The 24,926-nt window shown below is 72.3% G+C and carries 22 protein-coding genes, 1 pseudogene and 1 riboswitch; of the genes and pseudogenes, 11 read left to right on the top strand and 12 right to left on the bottom strand.

The window, feature by feature from the left end; all coding sequences use genetic code 11:
- Positions 1 to 359 precede the first annotated feature (359 nt).
- The 4 genes and pseudogenes from CPH93_RS36960 to CPH93_RS25760 all read left to right on the top strand — a co-directional run.
- A pseudogene (locus CPH93_RS36960) lies at positions 360 to 592 on the top strand (hypothetical protein); the annotation flags it as partial.
- Between the two features lie 154 nt (positions 593 to 746).
- Positions 747 to 1,361: a TetR/AcrR family transcriptional regulator gene (locus CPH93_RS25770; RefSeq protein ID WP_093482743.1), complete on the top strand. Its 615-nt coding sequence runs from the start codon at positions 747 to 749 to the stop codon at positions 1,359 to 1,361.
- 394 nt (positions 1,362 to 1,755) lie between these two features.
- A complete protein-coding gene (locus CPH93_RS25765) occupies positions 1,756 to 2,376 on the top strand; it encodes a DUF4126 domain-containing protein (RefSeq protein WP_096214211.1) in 621 nt (206 codons plus the stop codon).
- A 91-nt stretch (positions 2,377 to 2,467) separates the two neighbouring features.
- Complete coding sequence (locus CPH93_RS25760) at positions 2,468 to 3,979, top strand: phytoene desaturase family protein (protein ID WP_096214210.1); 1,512 nt, start codon at positions 2,468 to 2,470, stop codon at positions 3,977 to 3,979.
- Positions 3,980 to 4,078: 99 nt separating this feature from the next.
- On the opposite strand, the gene CPH93_RS25755 is transcribed toward CPH93_RS25760, so the two are convergent.
- The 5 genes from CPH93_RS25755 to CPH93_RS25735 form a co-directional block, all read right to left on the bottom strand.
- The gene (locus tag CPH93_RS25755; RefSeq protein WP_096214209.1) at positions 4,079 to 5,266 is read right to left on the bottom strand and encodes a hypothetical protein; all 1,188 of its coding nucleotides are present in this window, start codon (positions 5,264 to 5,266) and stop codon (positions 4,079 to 4,081) included.
- Positions 5,267 to 5,302: 36 nt separating this feature from the next.
- Positions 5,303 to 6,220, bottom strand: a complete 918-nt coding sequence (gene metF / locus CPH93_RS25750) for a methylenetetrahydrofolate reductase [NAD(P)H] (protein ID WP_051006930.1) — start codon at positions 6,218 to 6,220, stop codon at positions 5,303 to 5,305.
- 233 nt (positions 6,221 to 6,453) lie between these two features.
- The gene (thiE, locus tag CPH93_RS25745; protein ID WP_093482747.1) at positions 6,454 to 7,104 is read right to left on the bottom strand and encodes a thiamine phosphate synthase; all 651 of its coding nucleotides are present in this window, start codon (positions 7,102 to 7,104) and stop codon (positions 6,454 to 6,456) included.
- A 119-nt stretch (positions 7,105 to 7,223) separates the two neighbouring features.
- Positions 7,224 to 7,589 (bottom strand): Rv2175c family DNA-binding protein, encoded by a 366-nt coding sequence (locus tag CPH93_RS25740; RefSeq protein ID WP_006606129.1) that lies wholly within the window; start codon positions 7,587 to 7,589, stop codon positions 7,224 to 7,226.
- 115 nt (positions 7,590 to 7,704) lie between these two features.
- A complete protein-coding gene (locus tag CPH93_RS25735) occupies positions 7,705 to 8,946 on the bottom strand; it encodes an NAD(P)/FAD-dependent oxidoreductase (RefSeq protein ID WP_093482748.1) in 1,242 nt (413 codons plus the stop codon).
- A gap of 156 nt (positions 8,947 to 9,102) precedes the next feature.
- A riboswitch (TPP riboswitch) is annotated at positions 9,103 to 9,215 on the top strand.
- On the opposite strand from CPH93_RS25735, the gene thiO reads away from it, so the two are divergent.
- The 5 genes from thiO to CPH93_RS25710 all read left to right on the top strand — a co-directional run bounded on the left by thiO (position 9,207) and on the right by CPH93_RS25710 (position 14,945).
- A complete protein-coding gene (gene thiO, locus CPH93_RS25730; RefSeq protein ID WP_231976959.1) occupies positions 9,207 to 10,436 on the top strand; it encodes a glycine oxidase ThiO in 1,230 nt (409 codons plus the stop codon). Its footprint overlaps the riboswitch before it by 9 nt.
- Positions 10,433 to 10,648 (top strand): sulfur carrier protein ThiS, encoded by a 216-nt coding sequence (gene thiS, locus CPH93_RS25725; RefSeq protein ID WP_093482750.1) that lies wholly within the window; start codon positions 10,433 to 10,435, stop codon positions 10,646 to 10,648. Before thiO ends, thiS begins: the two co-directional genes overlap by 4 nt.
- A gap of 9 nt (positions 10,649 to 10,657) precedes the next feature.
- Positions 10,658 to 11,497: a thiazole synthase gene (locus tag CPH93_RS25720; RefSeq protein ID WP_096214207.1), complete on the top strand. Its 840-nt coding sequence runs from the start codon at positions 10,658 to 10,660 to the stop codon at positions 11,495 to 11,497.
- 532 nt (positions 11,498 to 12,029) lie between these two features.
- Complete coding sequence (pknB, locus tag CPH93_RS25715; protein WP_231976958.1) at positions 12,030 to 13,988, top strand: Stk1 family PASTA domain-containing Ser/Thr kinase; 1,959 nt, start codon at positions 12,030 to 12,032, stop codon at positions 13,986 to 13,988.
- Between the two features lie 63 nt (positions 13,989 to 14,051).
- Positions 14,052 to 14,945, top strand: coding sequence for a deoxyribonuclease IV (locus tag CPH93_RS25710; RefSeq protein ID WP_093482753.1), 894 nt, complete (start codon positions 14,052 to 14,054; stop codon positions 14,943 to 14,945).
- Between the two features lie 24 nt (positions 14,946 to 14,969).
- Here CPH93_RS25710 and CPH93_RS25705 read toward each other — a convergent pair whose 3' ends face one another.
- Positions 14,970 to 15,602, bottom strand: coding sequence for a sulfite oxidase-like oxidoreductase (locus CPH93_RS25705; RefSeq protein WP_096214205.1), 633 nt, complete (start codon positions 15,600 to 15,602; stop codon positions 14,970 to 14,972).
- A gap of 148 nt (positions 15,603 to 15,750) precedes the next feature.
- Between CPH93_RS25705 and bfr the strand changes: the two genes are divergently transcribed.
- Positions 15,751 to 16,227, top strand: a complete 477-nt coding sequence (gene bfr, locus CPH93_RS25700) for a bacterioferritin (protein WP_006606121.1) — start codon at positions 15,751 to 15,753, stop codon at positions 16,225 to 16,227.
- Positions 16,228 to 16,315: 88 nt separating this feature from the next.
- Here bfr and CPH93_RS25695 read toward each other — a convergent pair whose 3' ends face one another.
- Together CPH93_RS25695 and CPH93_RS25690 are read right to left on the bottom strand one after the other, a co-directional pair.
- A complete protein-coding gene (locus tag CPH93_RS25695; protein WP_093482755.1) occupies positions 16,316 to 16,570 on the bottom strand; it encodes a (2Fe-2S)-binding protein in 255 nt (84 codons plus the stop codon).
- A 171-nt stretch (positions 16,571 to 16,741) separates the two neighbouring features.
- The gene (locus CPH93_RS25690) at positions 16,742 to 18,091 is read right to left on the bottom strand and encodes a class II 3-deoxy-7-phosphoheptulonate synthase (protein ID WP_093482756.1); all 1,350 of its coding nucleotides are present in this window, start codon (positions 18,089 to 18,091) and stop codon (positions 16,742 to 16,744) included.
- A gap of 262 nt (positions 18,092 to 18,353) precedes the next feature.
- Here CPH93_RS25690 and CPH93_RS25685 point away from each other — a divergent pair, with 262 nt between their 5' ends.
- Positions 18,354 to 20,378, top strand: coding sequence for an anthranilate synthase family protein (locus tag CPH93_RS25685; protein ID WP_096214204.1), 2,025 nt, complete (start codon positions 18,354 to 18,356; stop codon positions 20,376 to 20,378).
- Here CPH93_RS25685 and CPH93_RS25680 read toward each other — a convergent pair.
- The 4 genes from CPH93_RS25680 to macS form a co-directional block, all read right to left on the bottom strand.
- A complete protein-coding gene (locus CPH93_RS25680; RefSeq protein WP_096214203.1) occupies positions 20,344 to 21,360 on the bottom strand; it encodes a 2-hydroxyacid dehydrogenase in 1,017 nt (338 codons plus the stop codon). The genes CPH93_RS25685 and CPH93_RS25680 overlap by 35 nt on opposite strands.
- A gap of 221 nt (positions 21,361 to 21,581) precedes the next feature.
- Positions 21,582 to 22,610, bottom strand: coding sequence for a 6-phosphofructokinase (locus CPH93_RS25675; RefSeq protein WP_093482759.1), 1,029 nt, complete (start codon positions 22,608 to 22,610; stop codon positions 21,582 to 21,584).
- Between the two features lie 199 nt (positions 22,611 to 22,809).
- Positions 22,810 to 23,454: a response regulator gene (locus tag CPH93_RS25670; protein WP_239013729.1), complete on the bottom strand. Its 645-nt coding sequence runs from the start codon at positions 23,452 to 23,454 to the stop codon at positions 22,810 to 22,812.
- A 23-nt stretch (positions 23,455 to 23,477) separates the two neighbouring features.
- Positions 23,478 to 24,767: a MacS family sensor histidine kinase gene (gene macS / locus CPH93_RS25665; protein ID WP_096215596.1), complete on the bottom strand. Its 1,290-nt coding sequence runs from the start codon at positions 24,765 to 24,767 to the stop codon at positions 23,478 to 23,480.
- Between the last annotated feature and the right edge of the window lie 159 nt (positions 24,768 to 24,926).

Below are 24,926 nucleotides of genomic sequence, written 5' to 3'. Positions count from 1 at the left end.
TGACGTACCCCACTGACAATCGGGCCTGACCTGCACTTTCACCGAAAAGGGGATGGATTTCCGGCGGACTCGAGGGGCCGGAACCCAACACCCCCATTGCCGGACCGGAGGTGGGGTGCGGATACAAGTTTTGAACTGACCAGTCAGTTCGAGGAGGGTTCGTGGACAGTACCCCGCGCCGGGCGGCGGTCACGGCCGCGGAATTCGGGGTCAAGGGCCCCCGCGGATGCGCGTTCCGGAACATCGACATCACGACGCCGAGCTCGATCCCGCGCTCACGGTCGGCGATCATCTGCGGGAACGTGCCCTGTTGCAGGGCCGGTTCGGCAGTTCGCTGCGGGACCTGCTGCGGCCGCGGCTCTGCGGGCGGCACCTATCCGTGCTGACCAGCCCCTGCTCCTTTGCCGCCATCCACCCGTATCTGCCGTTGAGTTACCTCGTGGAGGGGCTGCGCCGGCTCATGCCGGGCGGTGAGCTCGCGCCCGCGTGGCAGGGCAATGCGGTACTTCTGGCGTGCACCGCCGGGGCGCTGGTGCCGACGTCCCTGACGGCGCGCGGCCGAGAGGTGGTGCGGATGAAGGATCTGCATCCCGGAGCTGAGCCCGAGCGCCCGCCCTCCCTCCGCTACCGCTGGGAGGTATCCCCGGACCGCCACCGTCCTGTCCGGAGGCTCCCCGGGGCCGGACGCCCGGTGGGACCGCCCTCGTGCCGCGCGTCGATCCGCGGGGAGCGGCAGAATCGCCCCCATGGACAGCTCCCACTCACGCCGCGACGCCACCCGGCGCAAGCTCTTCGACGCCGCGGTCACGCTCATCGCCGAACAGGGTTTCTCCTCCACCACGGTGGACGAGATCGCCGAACGGGCGGGCGTCGCGAAGGGCACCGTGTATTACAACTTCGCGAGCAAGAACGTTCTCTTCGAGGAGCTGCTGCGGCACGGCATCGAGCTGCTGGCGTCCTCCTTGCAGACGGCCGCCGACGAGGTCACCGGCCGGGGCGGCAGCCGGATCGACGCGCTGGACGCCATGATCCGGGCCGGCCTGGACTTCATCTCCCGTTACCCGGCGCTCACCCAGCTCTACGTGGCCGAGCTGTGGCGCACCAACCGGGCCTGGCAGTCGACGCTGATGGTGGTGCGCGAGCGGGCCATCACGGTGGTGGAGACCGTGCTGCGGGAGGCGGTGGCCCGTGCGGAGCTGAGCGAGGAGATCGATATCCCGCTGACCGCCTCGGCGCTGTTCGGGATGGTTCTGGTGGCCGCCCTTGACTGGCAGTCCTACCAGCCGGACCGGTCGATCGACGAGGTCCACGCGGCGCTGTCGCGGCTGCTCCAGGGGCGCGTCGGCGGCCAGGTCGCGTAGCCGGGCTCGGCGGGCGGGCCGGGGCCCCTTGGTTGCGGGGGCATTCCGGGGCGGATGCGGATGCGCGCCGTTGTGGTCAGGTGCGGCGCGCACCCGTTCTCCCCCGCGGGTCCGCGCAAAAGAGTGCGCTGCCCTGGCACAGATCGTTCCCCCACCGATCCGACCAGGACAGCGCTTCCCCCGTGCTCCCCCGTGCGTCCCCCGTATCCCCCGTCACGTCCGGGAGCCGCGCCGCTCCGCCGCCCCGTGTCGGCGGTGCGGCGCCGCTTCCCTTCCGTGGCCCCTACTCTTCCGTCCGGGTGGCCGGCGGCCCATCCGCGTACCTACTCATCTCGGCGTCTGAGTACGGATACTCAAGTCTGAGCACGCACCCCCAGGGCCTACGATCTTCGGCGTGTCCGTACTTCCCTTGGTGTTCACCAGTGGCTGGGCGAGCGGGATCAACGCCTATGCCGTCGTCCTCGTCTTCGGCCTGCTCGGCGCGACCGGCGTCAGCGAGGAGGTGCCCGCGGCGCTGCAGCGCCCCGACGTGCTGCTCGTGGCCGGGGTCTTGTTCCTGTGCGAGGCGGTCGCCGACAAGGTCCCGTACGTGGACTCGGTCTGGGACGCCGTACACACGGTGATCCGGCCGATCGCCGGTGGTGTCGTGGCGGCGCTGCTGGCCGGGCACGACGGTTCGCTGCCCCAGTTGGCGGCGAGCGCGGTCGGCGGCTCGACGGCGCTGGTGAGCCATCTGGTCAAGGCGGGCACCCGGATCGCGGTCAACACCTCGCCGGAGCCGGCCAGCAACATCGTGGTGAGCGTGGTCGAGGATCTGGGCGTCGCCGGGCTCGTCGCCTTCGCGGTGTTCCATCCGGTGGCGGCCGCGATCATCGCGGGGGCGCTGCTGGCCGCGGGGATCGCGGTGGTGGTCCTTCTGTGGTCGCGGATCCGCCGGTACCTCCGGCGCCGGCGGCAGCGGCGCGAGGACAAGCGGCTCGCCGCGGCGGGCGGCGCGGTGCCGCCGGCGGTCTGACGGTCCGCGCGGGCCGGTGGCGCCGGGGCCGGTGACGGTCCGGCCGCCGGCCGTGCGGGCGTTGTCAGTGGCTCCGGATAAAGTCGCAGGCATGGCACGGATTGCGGTGATCGGCGCCGGGATGGGCGCGATGGCAGCCGCTGCCCGGCTGGCCGTCGCGGGCCACCGGGTGGCGGTGTTCGAGCGCGGCGCGACGCACGGCGGTGCGGTGCGGCGTCTGGAGCGGGACGGCTTCGCCTTCGACACGGGGCCCGGTCTGCTGCATCTGCCGGCCGTCTACCGGGATCTGTTCCTCAAGACCGGCCGGGAGCCGCTGGAGAGCTGTCTTGAGCTGTCCCAGGTCGACCCCGCGAGCCGCCATGTCTTCGCCGACGGCACGGCCGTATCTCTGCCGAACGCCTCGCGGGCCGGCGTGCTGGCGGCCCTGGACGAGGCGCTGGGTGCGGGCGCCGGGGAGCGCTGGAGCGCCCTGGTGGGCCGCGCCCGTGAGGCCTGGGACGCCACCCGTCGACCGCTCCTGGAGGAGCCGCTGTGGCAGGACTGGCGGGTGCTGGGGCGCGATCCGTATCCGGCGATGCGTCGGCGCGGGCTGTTCGGCCGGGGCAAGGGCCCCACGACCGCCACCCTCGCCGAGGTGGCCCGCCGCGAGCTGGCCGACCCCCGGCTGGTCGCGCTGCTGGAGAGCCATGCGCTGGCCTACGGCTTCGACCCGCGCAGCGCCCCGGCGAGCGCCGCCGTGCTGCCGTACATGGAGCAGACCTTCGGGAGCTGGTATCCGCGCGGTGGTCTGCGGGCGCTGGCCGACGCGGTGTACGAGCGCTGTCTGGCGCGCAAGGTGGAGTTCAGCTTCGGCGCCGCGGTGACCGGGATCGTGGAGAAGGACGGCCGGGCGGCGGGCGTCGAGCTGGCCGACGGCCGGGTGGCCGAGGCGGAGTTCGTGGTCGCGGGCATCGATCCGGGGCAGCTCGCGGGGCTCTGCGGGGGCCGGGAGCCGTGGGGCGCCGACGAGGTGCGCCCCGGCTCGGGCGAGCGCGGCCCCGGGCGGCTGACGGTGTGTCTGGCGCTGCGCGGGGCGCGCCCCGCGGACGCCGTGCACCGGACGGTGGTGCATGCCGCGGACCGCGCGGCCGAGTTGGCGGGCGTCTTCGGCGACGGCCCCGGGCTGCGGACCCCCTGTGACCGGCCCACGGTGACTGTGCTGCGCCCGGACGACCCCGCCGCACGGCCGGACGACGCCCATGAGGCGGTGACGCTGACCGCGACGGTCGCTGCGCACGGCCCGGTGGACTGGCTCGACGGGGCGGCCGTGGCGGCCGAGGCGGAGCGGATGACCGGGATCGCCGAGGCCGCGGTGCCGGGGCTGCGGGAGCGGGTGCTGTGGCGGGAGGTGCTGCCGCCCACGGACGACATGCCGGTGCCGGGCCCGGCGCTGGCCGGCCAGGAAGGGCGCTTTCTGCGGCCCGGCAACCGCACCCGGATACCGGGGCTCTATGCGGTCGGTGGCTGGTCGCACCCGGGCGGCGGGCTCGCGCATGCCGGGATGTCCGGCGCGATCGTCGCGGGCCTGATCGTGCACGGCGACGACTGGCACGGCTCGACCTGACGGCCGGGCGGTGTGCGGGCCGGGGCCGGCCCGCCGTCGCGCCGCCATCGCGCCGCGCGCCCGATGCGGATTCGCCCCGTAGCAGTACTGCTACCGGTCTCAGTACCGGTACTGCTGCCCGTCGTAGCCCTGCTGGTAGGGCGGATACGGCTGCTGCTCGGGCGGGAGTTCGCTGTCGCGCTGCTGGGGGACCCAGACACCGCCGGGCGGTGTCTCGCCGTAGCCCTGGCCCGGATTCTGGGCGAGCGGCTGTCCCTGGCTGTCGTACTGCTGCGTGGCGTAGGGCGCCTGGGCGTAGGGCGACTGCGCGTAGGGGTCCGGCTGCCCGTACGGGTCGTAGGCCGCGGAGTACTGCTGGGTGCCGATGTACGGGTCGGAGTAGGGCGCCTGCTGGCCCAGGGCGTCGCCGTAGGCCGCGTAGGGATCGGCCCAGGTGTCCTGGCCGGCGCCGTTCTGACCGTAACTGCCGCCGTACGCAGCGCCGTTGCCGTCGTACGCATAGCCGTTGCCGGCGCCCGGACCGTTCCCGGGGGCGGTGCCGTAGGCGTCGTAGCCGGGGTATTCGGGCTGTGGGGCGCGGGCGTCGGGGCTGTAGATGCCGTACTGGCCGGTCTCGTCGGGCATCGGCTGCGGGGCATAGACGGCGGTGGCGTCGGCCTGCGCATAGTCGTTCTGGACGGCGAACGGCTGGGTTTCGTAGGCGCTCTGGTCCAACTGCCCGCCCTGGTAGGGGTCCTGGCGGCGGAAGACGTCGTCGGAGTCGTAGTCGTAGGAGCCCTGCCCGGCGTAGGCGCCCTGTCCGGCGTAGGGGTCCTGGCTCTGGAAGCCGCCGGTGCTCTCGAAGGTGTCCTCCAGGCCGTTGCCGGCCACGGCGTTGAAGCCCCGTCCGTCGGTGTCGGTGGGCTGCACCGCCTCCAGGCCGGAGACCTCCAGCGTCGGTTCGGCGGAGGCCTGGCCGGAGTTGCGGGCCCGGCGGCGCCGGCCCCCCTCGGCGGGCTTGCCCGGCACCCCGGGCATGCCGGGCTTGCCGTCCTTGCCGCGCAGGGCCCAGCCGGTGGTGAAGCCGCGGCGGAAGGAGAGCGTCACATTGGTCTGCCCGACGGCGAAGGCGGCGAGGCCCACTCCGATCGCGATCACCGACGGGATGAGGACACCGACGACCACGGTGAGGAAACCGGCGAAGGCGAGCAACCGCCAGCGCAGTCGCGCCTTGTTCTGGAGCAGGACCTCACTGAGCAACCACAGGGCGACCAGGCCGAACGCGATGTAGAGGACCGTCCAGCCCATATACGCCCCTCTTCCGCCGCTCGCCGGCCACCGTGATCAGGACTGCTGGTGCAGGCCCAGATTCTCGTAGATTTCCAGGGTCGCCGTGGAGTGGTTCAGGGTAATGAAGTGCAACCCGGGAACATCCTCGGCCATCAAACGTGCGCACAGATCCGTTGCGTACTCGATGCCAATGGAGCGTACCGCCGCCGGGTCGTCCTTGACGGCGAGGATGCGCTCGGCCAGCTCGGGCGGGAAGGCCGCGTTGCTGAGTTGCGCGAACCGCTCGATCTGGCGCACGTTCGTCACCGGCATGATCTCCGGAATGATCGGCGTGGAGCAACCCGCGGCCGTCACCCGGTCCCGCAGCCGGAAGTAGTCCTCGGGATAGAAGAACATCTGGGTGATGGCGAAGTCCGCGCCGGCCCGGCACTTGTCGACGAAGTGCGCCACATCCGTGTCCCAGTCCGTCGAGCGCGGATGCATCTCGGGGAAGGCGGCGACGCCGACACAGAAGTCGCCGGACTCCTTGATGAGACGGACCAGGTCGGCGGCGTAGGCGACGCCGTCGGGGTGCTTGACCCACTCGCCCATCGGGTCGCCGGGCGGGTCGCCGCGCAGCGCGAGCATGTTGCGGATCCCGGCACCGGCGTACTGGCCGATGATGTTGCGCAGGTCCGCCGTGGAGTGGTTGACCGCGGTCAGATGGGCGACCGGGGTCAGGGTGGTGTCGGTGGCGATGCGCTCGGTGGCGCGCACCGTGCCGTCACGGGAGGTGCCGCCGGCGCCGTACGTCACGGAGACAAAGGTCGGCGAGACGGCCTCGATGCGGCGAATGGCGTTCCACAGGGTCCGCTCGCCCTTCTCCGTCTTGGGGGCGGCGAACTCGAACGAGTACGACTGCTTACCGGAGGCAAGCAGGTCGCGCACCGTTCGTGCGCGATCAGTCCTGGTGGAAGCTGTACCTAGGGCCATACCGGCAGGTTAACCACCGGCCGGGCACACACCAACCGTGATCGGCGTTATGCCTGGTTGGTGCGGTTCATGTCCACTGGTTGGACATTTTCCGGTCGCCGGGAAGTCGGAAAACTTTCCGCTGCCACCGCATCCCGGGCCCTGCGGAAGCCGGCCGCGGAAGCCGACCGGTCTTCTGGCGCCGGCGCGGGGTGATCCCGGTCACCCCCGCACGAGATGCCTACACGAGATGCCTAGGCGTCCCAGCTGCGGATGCGCTTGGCCAGGTCCGCGGCCGCCGCCCCCGGGTCGTCCGCCTCCGTGAGGGCGCGGACCACCACGATGCGGCGGGCGCCGGCCGTGAGCACCTCGTCCAGGTTTCCGGCGTCGATCCCGCCGATCGCGAACCAGGGGCGCTCGGGGGCGCGGGAGGCGGCGTAGCGGACCAGGTCGAGGCCGGGGGCGTGCCGGCCGGGCTTGGTGGGGGTGGGCCAGCACGGGCCCGTGCAGAAGTAGTCCACGCCGGGTTCGTCGAGGGCTGCGTCCACCTCGGCCTCGGCGTGGGTGGAGCGGCCTATGAGGACCTCGGGGCCGAGCAGGGCGCGGGCGGCCGGGACCGGCAGGTCGCCCTGGCCGAGGTGCAGCACGTCGCTGCCGGCCGCGTGGGCGACGTCCGCCCGGTCGTTGACCGCGAGCAGCTTGCCGTGTCGCCGGCAGGCGTCCGCGAAGACCTCCAGATGCCGGAGCTCCGCACCCGCCTCCAGGCCCTTGTCGCGCAGCTGGACGATGTCCACCCCGGAGGCGAGCACCGCGTCCAGGAACTGCGGGAGGTCGCCCTGCCGGGTGCGGGCGTCCGTGCACAGGTAGAGGCGGGCGTCGGCAAGGGCCTGTCGTGCGGTGGTCATCGGGCGGCTTCCCCCCGGGTCGGGGGTGCACGGGCCGGTCCTTCCGGTCCGTACACCCCTCGGATGTGGTTACGGATGCTGGTGCGGTTGCGGGACGGGAGCGCGCCGCGCCGGGTGCGTCAGACGGCGAGCGCCTGGGCCCGGCGCTTCACCTCCGTGCCGCGATTCTCGCGCAGCGCCTGGGCGGGCGTGCCGGGCAGGGTCTCATCCGGGGTGAACAGCCACTCCAGCATCTCCTCGTCGGTGAAGCCGTCGTCCTTGAGCAGGGTGAGGGTGCCGACGAGCCCCTTGACCACCTTGTCGTCCTTGATGAAATCGGCGGGCACGTGCAGTGCCCGGTTCTCGCCGCGGCGCACCGCGATCAGCTGGCCCTCCTTGACCAGCTGCCGGACACGGGTCACCTCGACGCCGAGCCGTTCGGCGATGTCGGGGAGGGTGAGCCAGGCGGGGACGAGTCCATCGATGTTTGCGTCAATCTCGGTCACAGGAACAAGCCTGCCACCTCGCACTGACAGCCGGTAGCCGGGCATCGCCGTCGGGGGCCTGCTGCACACCGGAGGGTGACGGCCGGCTGCCGTCGGCGACCGTGGTGCGGCCCCGCTACAGCGCCGCCGCCTTCAGCGGTACGGAGGCGTTCGCGGCCCGCTCCCGGTCCAGGACGACCCCGCGCTCGATGAGCTTGCGTCCCTGGGCGAGGTCGCGCGGGCGGCCCACGGCCAGCAGCGCGACGAGCCGGCCCTCCCGCAGCCAGATCACCGACCAGGCGGCCCCGGTCGGGTCGCCGCGCCAGACCAGGTCATCGGCGTCGACGTGGTGGCCCGCGTACTGCACGAACCGGCCGAACTGCTCCGACCAGAAGTACGGGACGGGGTCGTAGACCAGCCCTTCCGTGCCGCCGCGGGCGATGTTCTCGGCGACCGTGCGGGGGCCCTGGAGGGCGTTGTCCCAGTGGTGGATGAGCAGCCGGCTGCCGTAGCGGGCCGAGGGGAAGGAGGCGCAGTCGCCGACCGCGTACACACCGGGCACGGAGGTGCGCAGGCGACCGTCGGCCAGGACGGAGCCGTCCTGCGGGGACACCTCGACGCCCGAGCCGGCCAGCCAGCCGGTGGCGGGCCGGGCGCCGATCCCGACGACCACCGCGTCGGCGGGCAGGGTCGTGCCGTCCTCCAGGGTGACCGCGCCCGGCGTGACGGATGCGACCCGGGCGCCGGTGCGCAGCTCGGCGCCGGCGTCCGCGTACCAGCCGGTCATGTGGGTGGCCACCTCGGGCGGCAGGGCGCCGGCCAGCGGGCGGTCGGCGGCCTCGACGACGGTGACCGCGCAGCCCGCTTCCCGGGCCGCGGTCGCGAACTCGGCACCGATCCAGCCGGCCCCGACGACCACGATCTCGTGCTGGGCGGCGAGCACCGGCCGCAGCCGCGCGGCGTCGTCGAGGGTGCGCAGCAGATGGACGCCAGGCAGCCCCTCGCTGCCCGGCAGCATGATCGGTTCGGCGCCGGTCGCGAGGACCGCGTAGTCGTAGGAGACCGGGCCGGCGGCCGTCTCGACCTGGCGCGCCTCCGGTACCAGGCCGGTCACGGGGCGGTTGAGGTGGAGGTCGATGCCGAGCGCGGCGAAGTCGACGTCGAAGGTGGAGCCTTCGGCCTTGCCCAGCAGCACCGCCTTGGACAGCGGCGGGCGGTCGTAGGGCTGGTGGGGCTCGTCGCCGAGGAGCGTGATCGCGCTGCGCCAGCCCTGTTCGCGCAGGGCGACGGCGGTCTGCACACCCGCGATTCCCGCGCCGACGATCACGACGCGCGGCGTGCGGTCAGGGGCCTGGGAGGACTTGCTCTGCTCGCTCACCTGATCACTCTAGGACGGTGGGCGGGGCCGTCCGCAGCAGCGCGCAAGGAGATCTCTGACACAGCGTCATGGACGCTCGGTGAGGCGTGCGGGCCCGTGGGCGCGCCGGGGGCGGCACCTTACGGCGCGTCGCGGCACCGTATTAGGGTGACGGCTACACGCACTCGCGGGAGCCCGGACGCACCGGGCTGAGAGGGAGGCTGGGCGGCCTCCGACCGTACGAACCTGATCCGGGTCATGCCGGCGAAGGGAGGGGCTGGATGCCCATGCCACCATCTGCCGCACGGTCGCAGCCGTCCGCCGGGAGGCCGGATGTGCTCGTACTCGGCGGCGGCATCATCGGACTGGTCACCGCCTGGCGGGCGGCCGGCCGCGGACTGACCGTCGCGGTGGCCGATCCGGCGCCCGGTGGCGGCGCGGCCCGGGTCGCGGCCGGCATGCTGGCCGCGGTCAGCGAGCTCCACTACGGCGAGCAGACCCTGCTGGGGCTCAATCTCGCCTCGGCGCGGCGCTACCCCGAGTTCACCCGGGAGCTGGAGGAGGCCGGCGGGCAGCGGATCGGCTACCGGCGGTGCGGCACCCTGGCCGTCGCGCTGGACGCCGACGACCGCGCGCACCTGCGCGAGCTGCACGCCCTGCAGATCCGCTCGGGGCTGGACTCGCAGTGGCTGACCGGGCGCGAGTGCCGCCGCCTGGAGCCGATGCTGGCCCCCGGGGTGCGCGGCGGGCTGCGGGTGGACGGCGACCACCAGGTCGATCCGCGCCGGCTCGCGAGCGCCCTGCTGGTCGCCTGCGAGCGCGCCGGCGTGGACTTCCACCGCAGCCGCGCCGCCCGGCTGACGGTCGCGGGCGGACGGGCCACCGGCGCCGAACTCGCCGACGGGACACGGCTGTCGGCCGGTCAGGTCGTCCTGGCCGCGGGCAGCGAGAGCGGCCGCCTGGCCGGCGTCCCCGACGGGGTGCTGCCGCCGGTGCGGCCGGTCAAGGGACAGGTGCTGCGGCTGCGGCTGCCGGAGGTGCCGGCCGGGAGCCCCGCCTTCCTGTCGCGCACCGTACGGGCCGTCGTACGCGGCGGGCCGCTCTACCTGGTGCCGCGGGCGAGCGGCGAACTGGTCGTCGGCGCCACCAGCGAGGAGCTGGGCTGGGACACCACCGTGACCGCGGGCGGGGTCTACGAGCTGCTGCGGGACGCGCACGAGCTGGTCCCGGGCATCACCGAACTGCCGCTCGTCGAGACCTGCGCCGGGCTGCGCCCCGGCTCCCCCGACAACGCCCCGCTGCTCGGGCCGACCGAGCTGCCCGGCCTGCAACTGGCCTGCGGCCACTTCCGCAACGGGGTGCTGCTGACGCCGGTCACCGGTGACGCGATGGCCGAGTCGCTGGCCACCGGGAGCCTGCCGGACGTGGCCCGCCCCTTCTCCCCCGCGCGCTTCTCCCCCGGCATCCCGGGGCCCGTGCGCACCCGTACCCCCCAGGAGCAGCCCGTATGAGCGCCCCCACCGTGTCCGTGTCCGTCAACGGCGAGGCCCGCGAGGTCGCCGGCGGGCTCACCCTCGACCGGCTGGTCGCGACGCTGACCCCGGCGTCCTCCGGGGTGGCCGCGGCGGTCAACGACCTCGTGGTGCCGCGCGCCCAGTGGCCCACCACCCCGCTCGGCGACGGCGACCGCGTCGAGGTTCTCACCGCCGTCCAGGGAGGCTGACCCGCAGACATGACCGATATCGCAACCCGGCGGGAAACCGCTCCCACCACCACCGCGGCCCCCGACCCGTTCACCCTCGCCGGCACCACCTTCGGGTCCCGTCTGATGATGGGCACCGGCGGCGCACCCAGCCTCGACGTGATGGAGCGGGCGCTGCTCGCGTCGGGGACGGAGCTGACGACGGTCGCCATGCGGCGGCTGGATCCGACCGTGCAGGGCTCGGTGCTGTCCGTACTGGAACGGCACGGGATCCGGGTGCTGCCGAACACCGCGGGCTGCTTCACCGCCGGGGAAGCGGTGCTCACCGCCCGGCTCGCCCGGGAGGCGCTCGGCACCGACTGGATCAAGCTGGAGGTCGTCGCCGACGAGCGCACCCTGCTGCCCGACCCGGTGGAGCTGCTGGATGCCGCCGAGACCCTGGTGGACGACGGTTTCACGGTGCTCCCCTTCACGAACGACGATCCGGTGCTGGCCCGCAGGCTGGAGGAGGTGGGCTGCGCCGCGATCATGCCGCTGGGCTCGCCGATCGGCTCCGGGCTGGGCATCCGCAACCCGCACAACTTCCAGCTGATGACCGAGCGGGCCGGCGTCCCAGTGATCCTGGACGCCGGCGCGGGCACCGCCTCGGACGCCGCCCTGGCCATGGAGCTGGGCTGCGCAGCGGTGATGCTGGCGTCCGCCGTGACCCGCGCGCAGGAGCCGGAGCTGATGGCCCACGCGATGCGCCACGCGGTCGAGGCGGGCCGGCTGGCCCACCGCGCGGGCCGCATCCCGCGCCGCCATTTCGCTCTCGCGTCCTCACCGACGGAGGGGATGGCCGAGCTGGACCCGGAGCGGCCAGCGTTTTGATTCCCACGTTGTCGGCTGTCCCGCCGTGGCGGTTTCTCGCCGTTACGCCTTGCGGCGCGCCGCACGTTGTCGGCTTTCCCGCCGTGGTTGCTTCTCGCCGTTGCGCCTGCGGCGGGCCGGGTGGGTGTCGGGTGCGGTGACGGACCTCCGGGGCCGGTGTGTGGGACTGCTTCGCTTTACGTCCCACACACCGGCCCCTCCGGCCCGTCCCCTCCCGTTGTGGGAAAAGGGAAGGTGAGTGGGGGCGCGCCACGGTAGCCAGCTACTGCGACCGACTAGGCACACCGGACCACCTACAAGCACTCCCACCGGCCTGTTTCCTCCCCACCACGGGAGGGGCCGAGCCGCAGGACGAAGTCCGGAGGAGCGGCACCGCACCCGACCACCCACGCCCGCCGCAGGCGCAACGGCGAGACGAAACACGGCGGGAAAGCCGACAACGTGCGCCGCGCCGCAAAGCGCAGCGGAAGGGCGGGAAAGCCAACAACGTGGGAAGCCAAGCCAAGCGCAGCGACCCGTAGACTCGTTCCCCGTGGATACGACCCTTCAGGACCCGCTCGTGGGCCAGCTGCTCGACGGCCGCTACCGCGTCCAGGCGCGCATCGCCGCCGGCGGTATGGCCACGGTTTATCAGGCCATGGACACCCGGCTGGACCGGGCGCTCGCCCTGAAGGTGATGCACCCGAGTCTGGCCACGGACGGGGCGTTCGTCGACCGCTTCATCCGCGAGGCGAAGTCCGTGGCGCGGCTGTCGCACCCCAATGTGGTGGGCGTCTTCGACCAGGGCACGGACGGGACGTACGTCTATCTGGCGATGGAGTACGTCGCCGGCTGCACGCTGCGCGATGTGCTGCGCGAGCGGGGCGCCCTCCAGCCGCGGGCCGCGCTGGACATCCTGGAGCCGATCCTGGCCGCGCTGGGGGCCGCGCACCGCGCCGGCCTGGTGCACCGCGACATGAAGCCGGAGAACGTCCTGATCGGCGACGACGGCCGGGTCAAGGTCGCCGACTTCGGGCTGGTGCGCGCGGTCGACACGAACACCACCGCCTCGACCGGCTCCGTCCTGGGGACGGTCTCCTATCTCGCGCCCGAGCAGATGGAGCACGGCACCGCGGACGCCCGGGTCGATGTCTACGCCTGCGGTGTGGTGCTCTACGAGATGCTGACCGGCACCAAGCCGCACACCGGCGGCTCCGTGGCGCAGGTCCTCTACCAGCATCTGCACGAGGACGTCCTGCCGCCGTCCGGACTGGTGCCGGGGCTGGCCCCGCAGCTGGACGAGCTGGTCGCGCTGGCCTGTGCCCGCGATCCGCAGCACCGCCCGCAGGACGCGGTGGCGCTGCTGTCCCGGGCGCAGGAGGCTCGGGCGCAGCTGACCGACGCCCAGCTGGACGTCGTACCGCCGCAGGCCAAGGAGGTGCCCGCGGGCGGCGACGGCACGGAGCGGACGGACGTGATACCGCGGCCGGCCGGTAAGGCGCCGGGGGCGGACGAGGCGGAGCTGCACCGCACCAGCCGGCTGGAGGTGCCGCCGGAGGAGCGGACCACCCGGCTGCGGCCGGTGCCGGGCGGGACGGGTGCGCCCAACCGCCGCGGGCTGCCGCGGCACCGGCGGCTGATCACCGTGCTCGCGGCCGTGCTGCTGGTCTTCGGGGTGGGCGCGGGCGTCTGGTACATCAACTCCGGCCAGTTCACGACCGTGCCCGCGGTGCTGGACATGCCGCAGGCCAAGGCCGAGAAGACGCTGCGGGACGAGGGCCTGGGCGTGAAGGTGGTGCGCGGCTTCAGCTCGAACGTGGACCGCGGTCACGTCATGAAGACGGATCCGGCGAACGGCAAGCGGATCCGCGGCAACGGCACGGTCACCCTCACCGTTTCCCGCGGCCCGAACATCGTCAGCGTCCCCGACCTGTCCGGCACCCCGGTCGCCGACGCCAAGCGGAAGCTGCGCGACCGCGGGCTGATCCCGGGCACCGAGGCGCGGGAGTTCAACGACGAGGTGGCCAAGGGCTCGGTGATCCGTACGGACCCGGCCGCGGGCAGCAAGCGGCGGCCGGACACCGCGGTGGGGCTGACCATCAGCCGGGGCACCGCGGTCCAGGTGCCGGGGGTGCTCGGCAGCAAGCGCGCGGACGCCGCGACCACGCTGCGCGAAGCCGGCTTCCAGGTGCGCTTCGCCGACCAGCCGGTCTTCTCCACGCAGGACAAGGGCACCGTCGCCCGGCAGACGCCGGCCGAGGGCGGCAAGCTCGGCAAGGGCGACACGGTCACCCTGACGCTGTCCAAGGGCCCGGAGATGATCCCCGTCCCGGACGTGACCGGCAAGAACGTCGACGACGCCAAGAAGCAGCTGACCGACCTGGGCTTCCAGGTCGAGGTGGACAAGCCGTTCTTCTTCCCGAAGGACACGGTCGAATCGCAGTCCGTCGAGGCCGGTCAGAAGGCGCCGAAGGGCGGCACGATCACCATCAAGCTCGAAGGCGGGCTGTAAGAGCGGGCGGCCCCGCGGCCGTCCGGCGGACGGCGGCCGCGGGACACCTGGCACCCTGAGAGGGTGAGTACTTCCCCCCAGGGCGCCGAGCTGCGCGCCCGTGCACGTAATCCGGTCGGCGGCCATGTTCCGGTGGCCGGCGGGCTGGCGAAGACCGGCCTGCCGTACGCCCGGGAGATGGGCGACGAGGTCGTCCAGGTCTTCGTGGCCAATCCGCGCGGCTGGGCGACGGTGCCCGGCAACCCGGAACAGGACGAGGCGTTCCGGGCGGCCTGTGCCCAGGAGCAGATTCCCGTCTATGTCCATGCCCCGTATCTGATCAACTTCGGGTCGCACACCGAGGCGACGGTCGAGCGGTCCGTGGCGTCGCTGCGCCACTCGCTGCGCCGCGGCCGGGAGATCGGTGCGCTCGGGGTGGTCGTGCACACCGGCTCGGCGACCGGCGGACGGCCGCGGGCGGTGGCGATGGCGCAGGTCAGGGAGCGGCTGCGGCCGTTGCTCGACGAGCTGACGCACCCGGACGACCCCTGGCTGCTGCTGGAGCCGACGGCCGGGCAGGGGGCGTCGCTGTGTGCGATGGCCGAGGATCTCGGCCCGTACTTCGACGCGCTGGACCGCCACCCCAGGCTGGGGGTCTGCCTCGACACCTGTCATGCGTTCGCGGCCGGGCACGACATGGCGGCACCGGGCGGGACGAAGGCGCTGCTGGACGAGCTGGTGGAGGTCACCGGCGAGGGCCGGCTGAAGCTGATCCACGCCAACGATTCCAAGGACGTGGCCGGCGCCCACAAGGACCGGCACGAGAACATCGGCGCGGGTCACATCGGCGCGGAGCCCTTCGGCGAGCTGTTCACCCATCCCGCGACGGCCGGGGTGCCGCTGGTCGTCGAGACGCCCGGCGGCAAGGAAGGGCATGCGGCGGACGTGGCGCGGCTCAAGGAGCTGCGCGGGCGCTGACCCGGCGGGCCGCTGCGGACGGGGTCAGAGCTCGGGGCCGTCCCCGGGCTCTTCCTGGTACGAGTAGCGCTGCTCCCGCCAGGGGTCACCGAGGTTGTGGTAGCCGCGCTCCTCCCAGAAGCCGCGGCGGTCGGCCCGCATGTATTCGATGCCGCGGACCCACTTGGGGCCTTTCCAGGCGTACAGATGCGGAACGATCAGGCGGACCGGGAATCCGTGTTCCGCGGTGAGGAGTTCTCCCGAGCGATGGGTGGCGAAGAGGCACTTCTCGGCGGCGAAATCCTCGATCCGCAGATTCGAGCTGAAGCCGTACTCGGCCCACACCATCACATGGGTGACATCGGGCGCGGGCGGTGCAAGATCAAGAATGGTCTGGGTGCGCACCCCGCCCCATTCGGCTCCCAGCATGCTGAATTTCGTCACGCAGTGCATATCGGCGACGACCGTGGTGTACGGCAGTGCCGTGAATTCCTCGTGCGACCAGCAGTGTTTCGCACCGTCGGCGGTGGCCCCGAAAGCCCGGAACTCCCAGCGTTCGGGACGGAACTTGGGGACCGGCCCGTAATGGGTCACCGGCCAGCCCCGCTGCAGCCGCTGGCCCGGAGGGAGCGCAGGAGGCTCCTCTTCGCGGCTTTCCGGCTGACCCATGCCCTCCATGGTCTCAGACCGGAAGGGGTGCCGATGACCAGCGACGGGAGGGATTGGGGCAACTCGTACTAAGCATGCACTTACTGGACGGCCCGCTCCGGGCGGTGCGAGGATGCGCGGCACCTGCCCAGTTCTCGCGTGGAAGGAGCCCGCAGCCATGCAGGGCGACCCCGAGGTCATCGAATTCCTCAACGAGCAGCTGACCGCCGAGCTGACCGCGATCAACCAGTACTTCCTGCACGCCAAGATGCAGGAGAACTTCGGCTGGACGAAGCTCGCGAAGTACACCCGCTCCGAGTCCTTCGACGAGATGAAGCACGCGGAGATCCTGACGGACCGGATTCTCTTCCTCGAAGGTCTGCCGAATTACCAGCGGCTCTTCCATGTGCGGGTCGGTCAGACCGTCACCGAGATGTTCCAGGCCGACCGGCAGGTCGAGGTCGAGGCAATCGACCGGCTCAAGCGCGGAATCGAACTCATGCGCACCAAGGGCGACATCACCTCGGCGAATATCTTCGAGGACATCCTCGCCGACGAGGAACATCACATCGACTATCTCGACACCCAGCTGGAACTGATCGAAAAGCTCGGGGAGGCGCTCTACCTCGCCCAGCTCATCGAGCAGCCGAGCTGAGCGAGCGGGCCGATGCGCCGTCGCGGCCACTGCCCGGGCGACAGGGAAGGATCTCCCTCACCCCTGGCGGAGACCGCGGCCCTGACGGCTACGCGGCCTCCGAGAGCGCCACGGGCTCCACTGCGCCCGCCGCCGCGCCCAGCGGCTCGGACGTGCCGTTCTCGATGAGCTCCCGGCGGGGGCAGGCGCCCCGGCCGAGCAGGGCCTGGATGCGGCGTACGCAGTTGCCGCAGTCGGTGCCGGCCTTGCAGGCGGAGGCGATCTGACGGGGCGTGCAGGCGCCGGTGTCCGCGTGGTCGCGGACCTGCTGCTCGGTGATCCCGAAGCAAGAGCAGACGTACACGCGGTGTCACCTCCGTAGGGAACCTCATCGATCCGGCTGATCTTGAGTGAGGTTACCCTTACCTTACCTGGCGCGCCGGGGGCTGCACAACGCGATGGGGCGTGGATCACAGGATCCGCGCCCCATCGTCTGTTGTCCCTGACCGTCAGTGCAGGTCAGCGGCCCACCGGCTCACTGGTCGCGGTACATCTCCGCCACCAGGAACGCCAGGTCGAGCGACTGGCTGCGGTTGAGCCGCGGGTCGCAGGCGGTCTCGTAGCGCTGGTGGAGGTCGTCGACGAAGATCTCGTCGCCGCCGCCCACGCACTCGGTGACATCGTCACCGGTCAGCTCGACGTGGATACCGCCCGGGTGCGTGCCGAGGCTCTTGTGGACCTCGAAGAAGCCCTTGACCTCGTCCAGCACATCGTCGAAGCGCCGGGTCTTGTGACCGGAGGCCGCCTCGAAGGTGTTGCCGTGCATCGGGTCGCAGATCCAGGCGACCTGGGCGCCGGAGGCGGTGACCTTCTCGACCAGCTCGGGGAGCTTGTCGCGGACCTTGTCCGCTCCCATGCGGGTGATGAAGGTCAGCCGGCCCGGCTCCCGCTCCGGGTCGAGCCGCTCGATCAGCGTCAGCGCGTCCTCGGGCGTCGTCGTCGGGCCGAGCTTGACGCCGATGGGGTTGCGCACCCGCGCGGCGAACTCGATGTGCGCACCGTCGAGCTGACGGGTGCGCTCGCCGATCCAGAGCATGTGCCCGGAGACGTCGTAGAGGTGACCGGTGCGCGAGTCGACCCGGGTCAGCGCCGACTCGTAGTCGAGGACCAGCGCCTCGTGGGAGGCGTAGAACTCGACGGTGCGGAACTCCTCCGGGTCCACCCCGCAGGCGTTCATGAAGTTCATCGCGCGGTCGATCTCGCGGGCCAGCGCCTCGTAGCGCTGTCCGGAGGGCGAGGACTTCACGAAGTCCTGGTTCCAGGCGTGCACCTGGCGCAGGTCGGCGTAGCCGCCGGTGGTGAAGGCGCGCACGAGGTTCAGGGTCGCCGCGGAGGCGTGGTACATCCGCTTGAGCCGCTCGGGGTCCGGGATGCGGGCCGCCTCGGTGAACTCGAAGCCGTTGACGGAGTCGCCGCGGTAGGTCGGCAGCGTCACCCCGTCGCGGGTCTCGGTGGGCTTGGAGCGCGGCTTGCTGTACTGGCCGGCGATCCGGCCGACCTTGACCACCGGGACGGACCCGGCGTAGGTCAGGACGGCGCCCATCTGGAGCAGCGTCTTGAGCTTGTTGCGGATGTGCTCGGCGGAGACGGCGTCGAAGGCCTCCGCGCAGTCGCCGCCCTGCAGCAGGAACGCCTCACCACGGGCGACTGCTCCCAGGCGCTCGCGCAGCTGGTCGCACTCGCCCGCGAAGACGAGCGGCGGATAGGACTCGAGCTCCGCGATCACATCGCGCAGAGCCTCTTGGTCCGGCCAGTCAGGCTGCTGCGCCGCGGGCAGGTCTCGCCAGGTGTGGCCACCGGCGTGGGTTTCAGCGTTCACGGTCACAAAGCCAACATTACGGGGTCCCGCCGAGCGTCCAGTACCCCGACCGGAGTGTGAGACGGGCCGCACCGGGGGCGGCGCGGTCCGTCCGGTAGGGTGACCGCCATGCACGCGCATCCCGCCATGAACATGAACTGGTGGTGGACCGCTCATCCGGCGGCCCACTGATTTCGCGCGCACACAGACACTCCGCGAAGGCCGCCCGAGGGGCGGCCTTCAGCCTTTTCCGGCGGCCGTTCCCTCCCCTCCTGGAAGGAACCCCGCCATGCACCGCGAGCCTCCCGCCCGCACCGACGCCGCCGCCCTCGTCAGCCGGCTGCTCGACCCCGCCTGCCCGCCGTTCGCCCTGCTCCGCCGCCGCTCCCCCGGGCGGGACGGCAGCACCGTCGAGGTGCTGACCGGCGAGGTCACCGAGGTCGAGCGGCTGGCCGACATCCCGCTGGGCGACGGGGTGCCGGACACGCCGGTGACCGATGCGCTCGCGCTGATCCCCTTCCGGCAGATCTACGAGCGCGGCTTCCGGGCCCACGACGACGGCACCCCGCTGGCCGTGCTGCGCCCCCGGGAGAGCGCCGAGGTGCCCCTGGACGCGCTGCTGGCGGCGCTGCCCACGCATGACGTGCAGGTGACGGACGGGGCGTTCGACGTGGACGACGACGCCTACGCCGAGATCGTCGGGCGGGTGGTGCGGGACGAGATCGGCACCGGTGAGGGCGCGAACTTCGTCATCCGCCGGACGTTCCAGGGCGAGATCGCGGACTTTTCGGCGGCCGACGCGCTGGCGCTGTTCCGGCGGCTGCTGGCCGGTGAGCGCGGGGCGTACTGGACGTATGTGGTGCACCGCCCGGGGGTGCACACGCTGGTCGGCGCCAGCCCCGAGGTACATGTGCGGATGTCGGGCGGCACCGTCGTGATGAATCCCATCAGCGGCACCTACCGCTACCCGCAGGACGGCCCGACCGCGGAGAGCCTGCTGGCGTTCCTCGACGACCGCAAGGAGGCCGAGGAGCTGTCCATGGTGGTGGACGAGGAACTGAAGATGATGTGCACCGTGGGCGACAAGGGCGGGGTGGTCATCGGGCCGCGGCTCAAGGAGATGGCACATCTGGCGCACACCGAGTACGAGCTGCGCGGCCGGTCCACCCTCGATGTGCGCGAGGTGCTCAAGGAGACGATGTTCGCGGCGACGGTCACCGGGTCGCCGGTGCAGAACGCCTGCCGGGTCATCGAGCGGCACGAGCCGGTGGACCCCGACGGGCGGGGCCGCGGTTACTACGCGGGCGCGCTGGCGCTGATCGGGCGGGCCCCGGGCGGCGGACCCGAGGAGGGCTCCTGCACCCGCACGCTGGATTCGCCGATCCTGATCCGTACCGCCGACATCTCCGCCGCCGGCCGGCTGCGGGTGCCGGTCGGCGCCACGCTGGTGCGCGCCTCCGACCCGTACAGCGAGGTCGCCGAGACGCACGCCAAGGCGGCGGGGGTGCTCAGTGCGCTGGGGGTGCGGCCGGCGCCCGCGCGGCCCGCCGACGGCAGCCGCCCGCCGCGGCTGGCCGACGACCCGCGGGTGCGGGCCGCGCTGGACGCCCGCCGCGCCGGCCTGGCCCCCTTCTGGCTGCGGATGCAGACCACCGCGCCGGTCGCCGAGCTGAGCGGTCAGGCCCTGGTCATCGATGCGGAGGACACCTTCACCGCGATGCTGGCGCATCTGCTGCGCACCTCGGGGCTGGGGGTCACCGTGCGGCGCTTCGACGAGCCGGGGCTGCGCGAGGCCGCCCGGGCGCACCGGGGCCCGGTCGTGCTGGGCCCGGGGCCGGGCAATCCGTCCGATGCCGCCGACCCCAAGATGCGCTTTCTGCGGTCGCTCACCGCAGAGCTGGTCGCGGGACACCGCCACGCGCCCGCCCGTCTCCCGGCCACCGCCCCTCATCGAGGCCCTTCGGGCCGCCCCGCCTTGTTGGGGGTCTGTCTTGGGCATGAGCTGCTCGCCGCGGAGCTGGGGTTGGAGATCGTCCGCAAGGAGGTGCCCTTCCAGGGCGCCCAGGAGCGGATCGACTTCTTCGGCCGCCAGGAGACGGTCGGCTTCTACAACACCTTCACGGCCCGCTGCGACGACACCACGGCGGCCGAACTCGCCATGCACCGCGTCGAGTTGAGCCGGGACGCGGACACCGGTGAGGTGCATGCGCTGCGCGGTCCGGGCTTTGCGGGCGTGCAGTTCCACCCCGAGTCGGTGCTGACCCTGGACGGCGCGGCGGTCACCGCACAGCTGCTGGCAGCTGTCCTCGTGTGACCAGCATGTTCGCGTTGGTGCGGTGGGCCAGATAGTCCTCGACGTTGGCCACGGTGGCCTCGACGATCTGGTCCACCGCCTCCTCGGTGAAGTACGCCTGGTGCGAGGTGACCAGCACGTTCGAGAAGGTCATCAGGCGGGCGAGGGTGTCGTCGCCGATGACGTCCAGGGACTTGTCGGCGTAGAAGTACCCGCCCTCCTCCTCGTACACGTCCAGGCCGACGCCGGTGAGCCGGCCGGCCTTGAGCGTGTCGACGAGGGCCACGGTGTCGACGAGCCCGCCGCGGCTGGAGTTGATCAGGATCGCGTCGTCCTTCATCGCGGCCAGCGCCTCGGCGTCGATGAGATGCCGGGTGGCCGCCACCAGGGGGACGTGCAGGGTGAGCAGATCCGCCTCGGCGAACAGCCGCTCCTGGGTGACGTACGCCATGCCCAGGTCGAGGCATCGCGGGTTCTCGGCGAGGTCCCAGCCCAGCAGGCGCATACCGAAGCCGTGGGCGATCTCGGTGAACGCCTCGCCGATCCGGCCGGTGCCGAGCACTCCCACCGTTCGTCCGCGCAGATCGCGGCCGATCAGGCCGTCCAGCCGGAAGTCGAAGTTACGGGTGCGGTGGCTGGCCATGACGATCCGCCGGTTGATCGCCAGAGCGAGCCCCCAGGCGAATTCGGCGACCGCGTACGGGGAGTAACGGGAGACCCGGCCGACGCTCATCCCAAGGTCGGCCGCGGCCTGCAGATCGATGTTGTTGAAGCCCGTGGCGCGCTGGGCGATCATCTTCGTCCCGCCGGCCGCGAGGGTCTGCAGCACGTCCGCGCCCAGGTCGGCGGTGACGCCCGCGCTGACGATCTCGTACCCGTGGGCGATGGGAGCGGTGTCGCGGTTGAGGGTGACGTCCAGGCTGCGGATCTGGTGACGGCCGGCGAAGGCCTTCTCCAGGATCGGCCGCTCATCCGTCTGCACGCCGAAGGCGACGATCTCCACTGAGCTCTCCCGGGTTCGTGCGCCGGCTGAATTCCACCCGCCTATGGGCAATAGGACGGATAAGTCGCGTATGCCACGTACGGCGAATATACGGCCCCCTACGGGCCCTCGCCCGGTGGTGCCGCCCGGGTCGGGGCGGGAGAACCGCGGGCGAGGGGGCGGGAGGAATACAGCGGAGGGCGGGCGGGACGACGACGGCCAAGGGCGGGCGGCGGCCCGGTTCAGCCGAAGAACACCCCGGCCTCGGCGTAGAGCGCCGGATCGACGGTCTTCAGCCGGGCGGTCGCCTCCGCGATCGGCACCCGGACGATCTCCGTGCCGCGCAGCGCGACCATCTTGCCGAAGTCGCCGTCCCGTACCGCGTCGATGGCGTGCAGCCCGAAGCGCGTGGCCAGCCAGCGGTCGAAGGCGCTGGGGGTGCCGCCGCGCTGGGTGTGCCCGAGGACGGTGGTACGGGCCTCCTTGCCGGTCCGTGACTCGATCTCCTTGGCCAGCCACTCCCCCACGCCCGAGAGCCGGACGTGCCCGAAGGAGTCGGTGGAGTCGTCCTTGAGCACCATCTGGCCGTCCTTGGGCATCGCACCCTCGGCGACGACCACGATCGGGGCGTAGCGGACCTTGAAGCGGGACTCGATCCACCGGCAGACCTGCTCGATGTCGAAGCGCTGCTCCGGGATCAGGATGACGTTCGCCCCGCCGGCGAGCCCGGAGTGCAGCGCGATCCAGCCGGCGTGCCGGCCCATCACCTCGACGACCAGGACCCGCATATGGGATTCGGCGGTGGTGTGCAGCCGGTCGATGGCTTCGGTGGCGACGCCGACGGCGGTGTCGAAGCCGAAGGTGTAGTCCGTGGCCGACAGATCGTTGTCGATGGTCTTGGGGACGCCGACGCACGGGATCCCGTGCTCCTCGAAGAGCCGGGCGGCGACCCCGAGGGTGTCCTCGCCGCCGATCGCGATCAGGGCCTCGACCTCCTCCTTGGCGAGCGTCTCCCGGATCCGGCGGACGCCGTCGTTCTGCTTGAAGGGGTTGGTCCGCGAGGAACCGAGGACCGTGCCGCCGCGGGGCAGGATGCCGCGCACCGCCGGGATGTCCAGCGGGACCGTGTCGCCCTCCAGCGGACCGCGCCAGCCGTCCCGGAAGCCGACGAACTCATATCCGTACTCCTGGGTGCCCTTGCGGACGACACCCCTGATCACCGCGTTCAGACCGGGGCAGTCGCCGCCGCCGGTCAGTACTCCGACCCGCATCGCTGCTTCACCTACATCCCGTCAGTGGCCGCGCACGGCCGTCTTCGATCCGACCCCGGTCACGCTAATGGTGATCTGGGTCACTCAGGAATGCGGCAAACGGTGCTGCCGGTGATTCAGCGGGCACTTGAGGGCGGGCGTTCACCCGTACGAGCGGCTCCCTCCGGGTGGCGGCCCCTCCGGCCGGAGTCCGCGCGGGTCACACCTCGTCGAGGCCGCGCTCGATGGCATAGCGCACCAGCTCCACGCGGTTGTGCAACTGGAGCTTGCCGAGGGTGTTCTGGACGTGGTTCTGCACCGTGCGGTGCGAGATGACCAGCCGCTCGGCGATCTGCTTGTACGAGAGCCCCTTGGCGACCAGGCGCAGCACCTCGGTCTCCCGGTCCGTCAGCTGCGGTGCGCCCGGCTCGTCCGGCGTGGCCGGGGCCGGTTCGGTCGCCAGCCGGCGGTACTCGCCCAGCACCAGACCGGCCAGGCCCGGGGTGAACACCGCATCGCCGGCGGCCGTGCGCCGCACCGCGTCCAGCAGCTCCTGGGTGCTCGCGGACTTCAGCAGATAGCCCGTCGCCCCGGACTTGACGGCCTCCAGCACATCGGCGTGCTCACCGCTCGCGGACAGCACCAGCACCCGCAGCGCCGGGCGGGCGCCGACCAGTTGCTTGCACACCTGCACGCCGGGCAGGCCCGGCAGATTGAGGTCCAGGACCAGCACATCGGGCGCCGCGGCCTGCGCCCTGCGCACCGCCTGGAGGCCGTCCCCGGCCGTCGCCACGACCTCGAACCCGGCCTCCGCCAGATCCCGGGCGACCGCGTCGCGCCACATCGGGTGGTCGTCGACGACCATGACCTTCAGCGCCGGCTGCTCGTTCACGTGCCTGCCTTCCCCCGCCTTCCACCCTCGGACGCACCGCCCTTGGGGACCGTCAATTCCACTTCGGTGCCCTGGCCGGGGACCGAGACCCACTGGGCGCTGCCGCCCAGATCCCGCAGCCGGCCGCGGATCGACAGGGCCACCCCCAGCCGGCCCTCCCGCTCGGCGTCGGCGAGCCGGCCCTCGGGGATGCCGGGGCCGTCGTCGCGGACGGTCACCAGCACCGCATCCGGTTCGTCCTCCACCAGGATCCAGGCGTGGGCACCGTCCCCCGCATGCACCCGGACATTGTCCAACGCGGCACTGACAGCGGCCGCGAGCTCGGCCGCCGCGGCGGCCGGCAGCTCCACCGGGGCGCCGGGCTCGGAGAAGGTGACGCCGGCGCGCGCGAACGGCGCGAGCAGCGCCCGCACATCACACGGCCCGCTGTCGGACGCCGCCGGTGCGGCCGCGACGGGTGCCGGGAGGTCCTCCCGTACGTCCTCACCGGCCTGGTGCGGCACCGTGGGGGCGGCGCCGGGCAGGCCCCCGTGCGGCGGCAGCAGCCCGCCGGCGACCAACGTCCGCAGCGCGACCTCCTGTTCACCGGCCATCCGGCCGAGTTCGGCCGCCTCGCCGCCGATCGCGGCACCGCGCCGCTGCACCATGGCCAGCACCTGCAGCACGCTGTCGTGGATGTCGCGGGCCAGCCGCTCCCGCTCCCGGGTGGCCGCCTCGATCTGCAGGGCACGTGCGAGGGTGCGCTCACTGGAGCGGGCCACCTCGACGACGTAGCCGATGCCGACGCTGGCGACCCACACCAGCACCACGTTGTGGATGGTGTCGCGGGCCAGCTCCTGACGCTCGATCAGATTGGCCGCGGCCACAATGGTGGAAGCCACCGCGGCCCAGCGCCAGCCGCCCTTGATCGCGAAGCCGAGGACGGCGCCCGCGGTCCAGATGGACGGCAGCGTCGGCCCGCCGCCCATGACGCGGGCGTGGGTGTCGACCGCCAGCGTGAGCAGGATGCCGCCGACCGCGAAGCCGAGGTCGGCCACCAGGAACTGCCGGGTGCAGCGCTCCGGTGACGTCGTACGCCGCCAGGTCAGCGCCATCCAGAGGGTCAGCGCGGCCATGTAGGCGACGGCGCCCAGCGGATGGGCGTAGTGCCGGTAGGAGAGCGCGACCAGGCACAGGGTGTAGACGAGGGTGAGGATCCGGTAGCCGGTGAGCGCCCGCCACAGCGGGAGTTCGACGGACATCCGCAGCGCCTTCGGCGGGCGCTTGCCATGGCGCCGGGCGGCCATGGCGCGCACCGCCGCTATGCCCGTGTCCGTGTCGGTATCCGTCATCGCCGTCCCCCTAGGGCGCGTCGTTTGGATCAGGGCGGGCTCGCGGGGTCTGGCACGCACGCTCGCCGCGTTGTCGTCACTCGCCGACGCTCCGCGTCGACTCCCTCCTCCGCC

Source organism: Streptomyces sp. 2323.1 (assembly GCF_900221035.1).
Classification (GTDB): Bacteria; Actinomycetota; Actinomycetes; order Streptomycetales; family Streptomycetaceae; genus Streptomyces; species Streptomyces sioyaensis.
The sequence above is the reverse complement of the archived record's forward strand: the minus strand, read 5'-3'. Positions and strand labels throughout refer to the sequence as shown.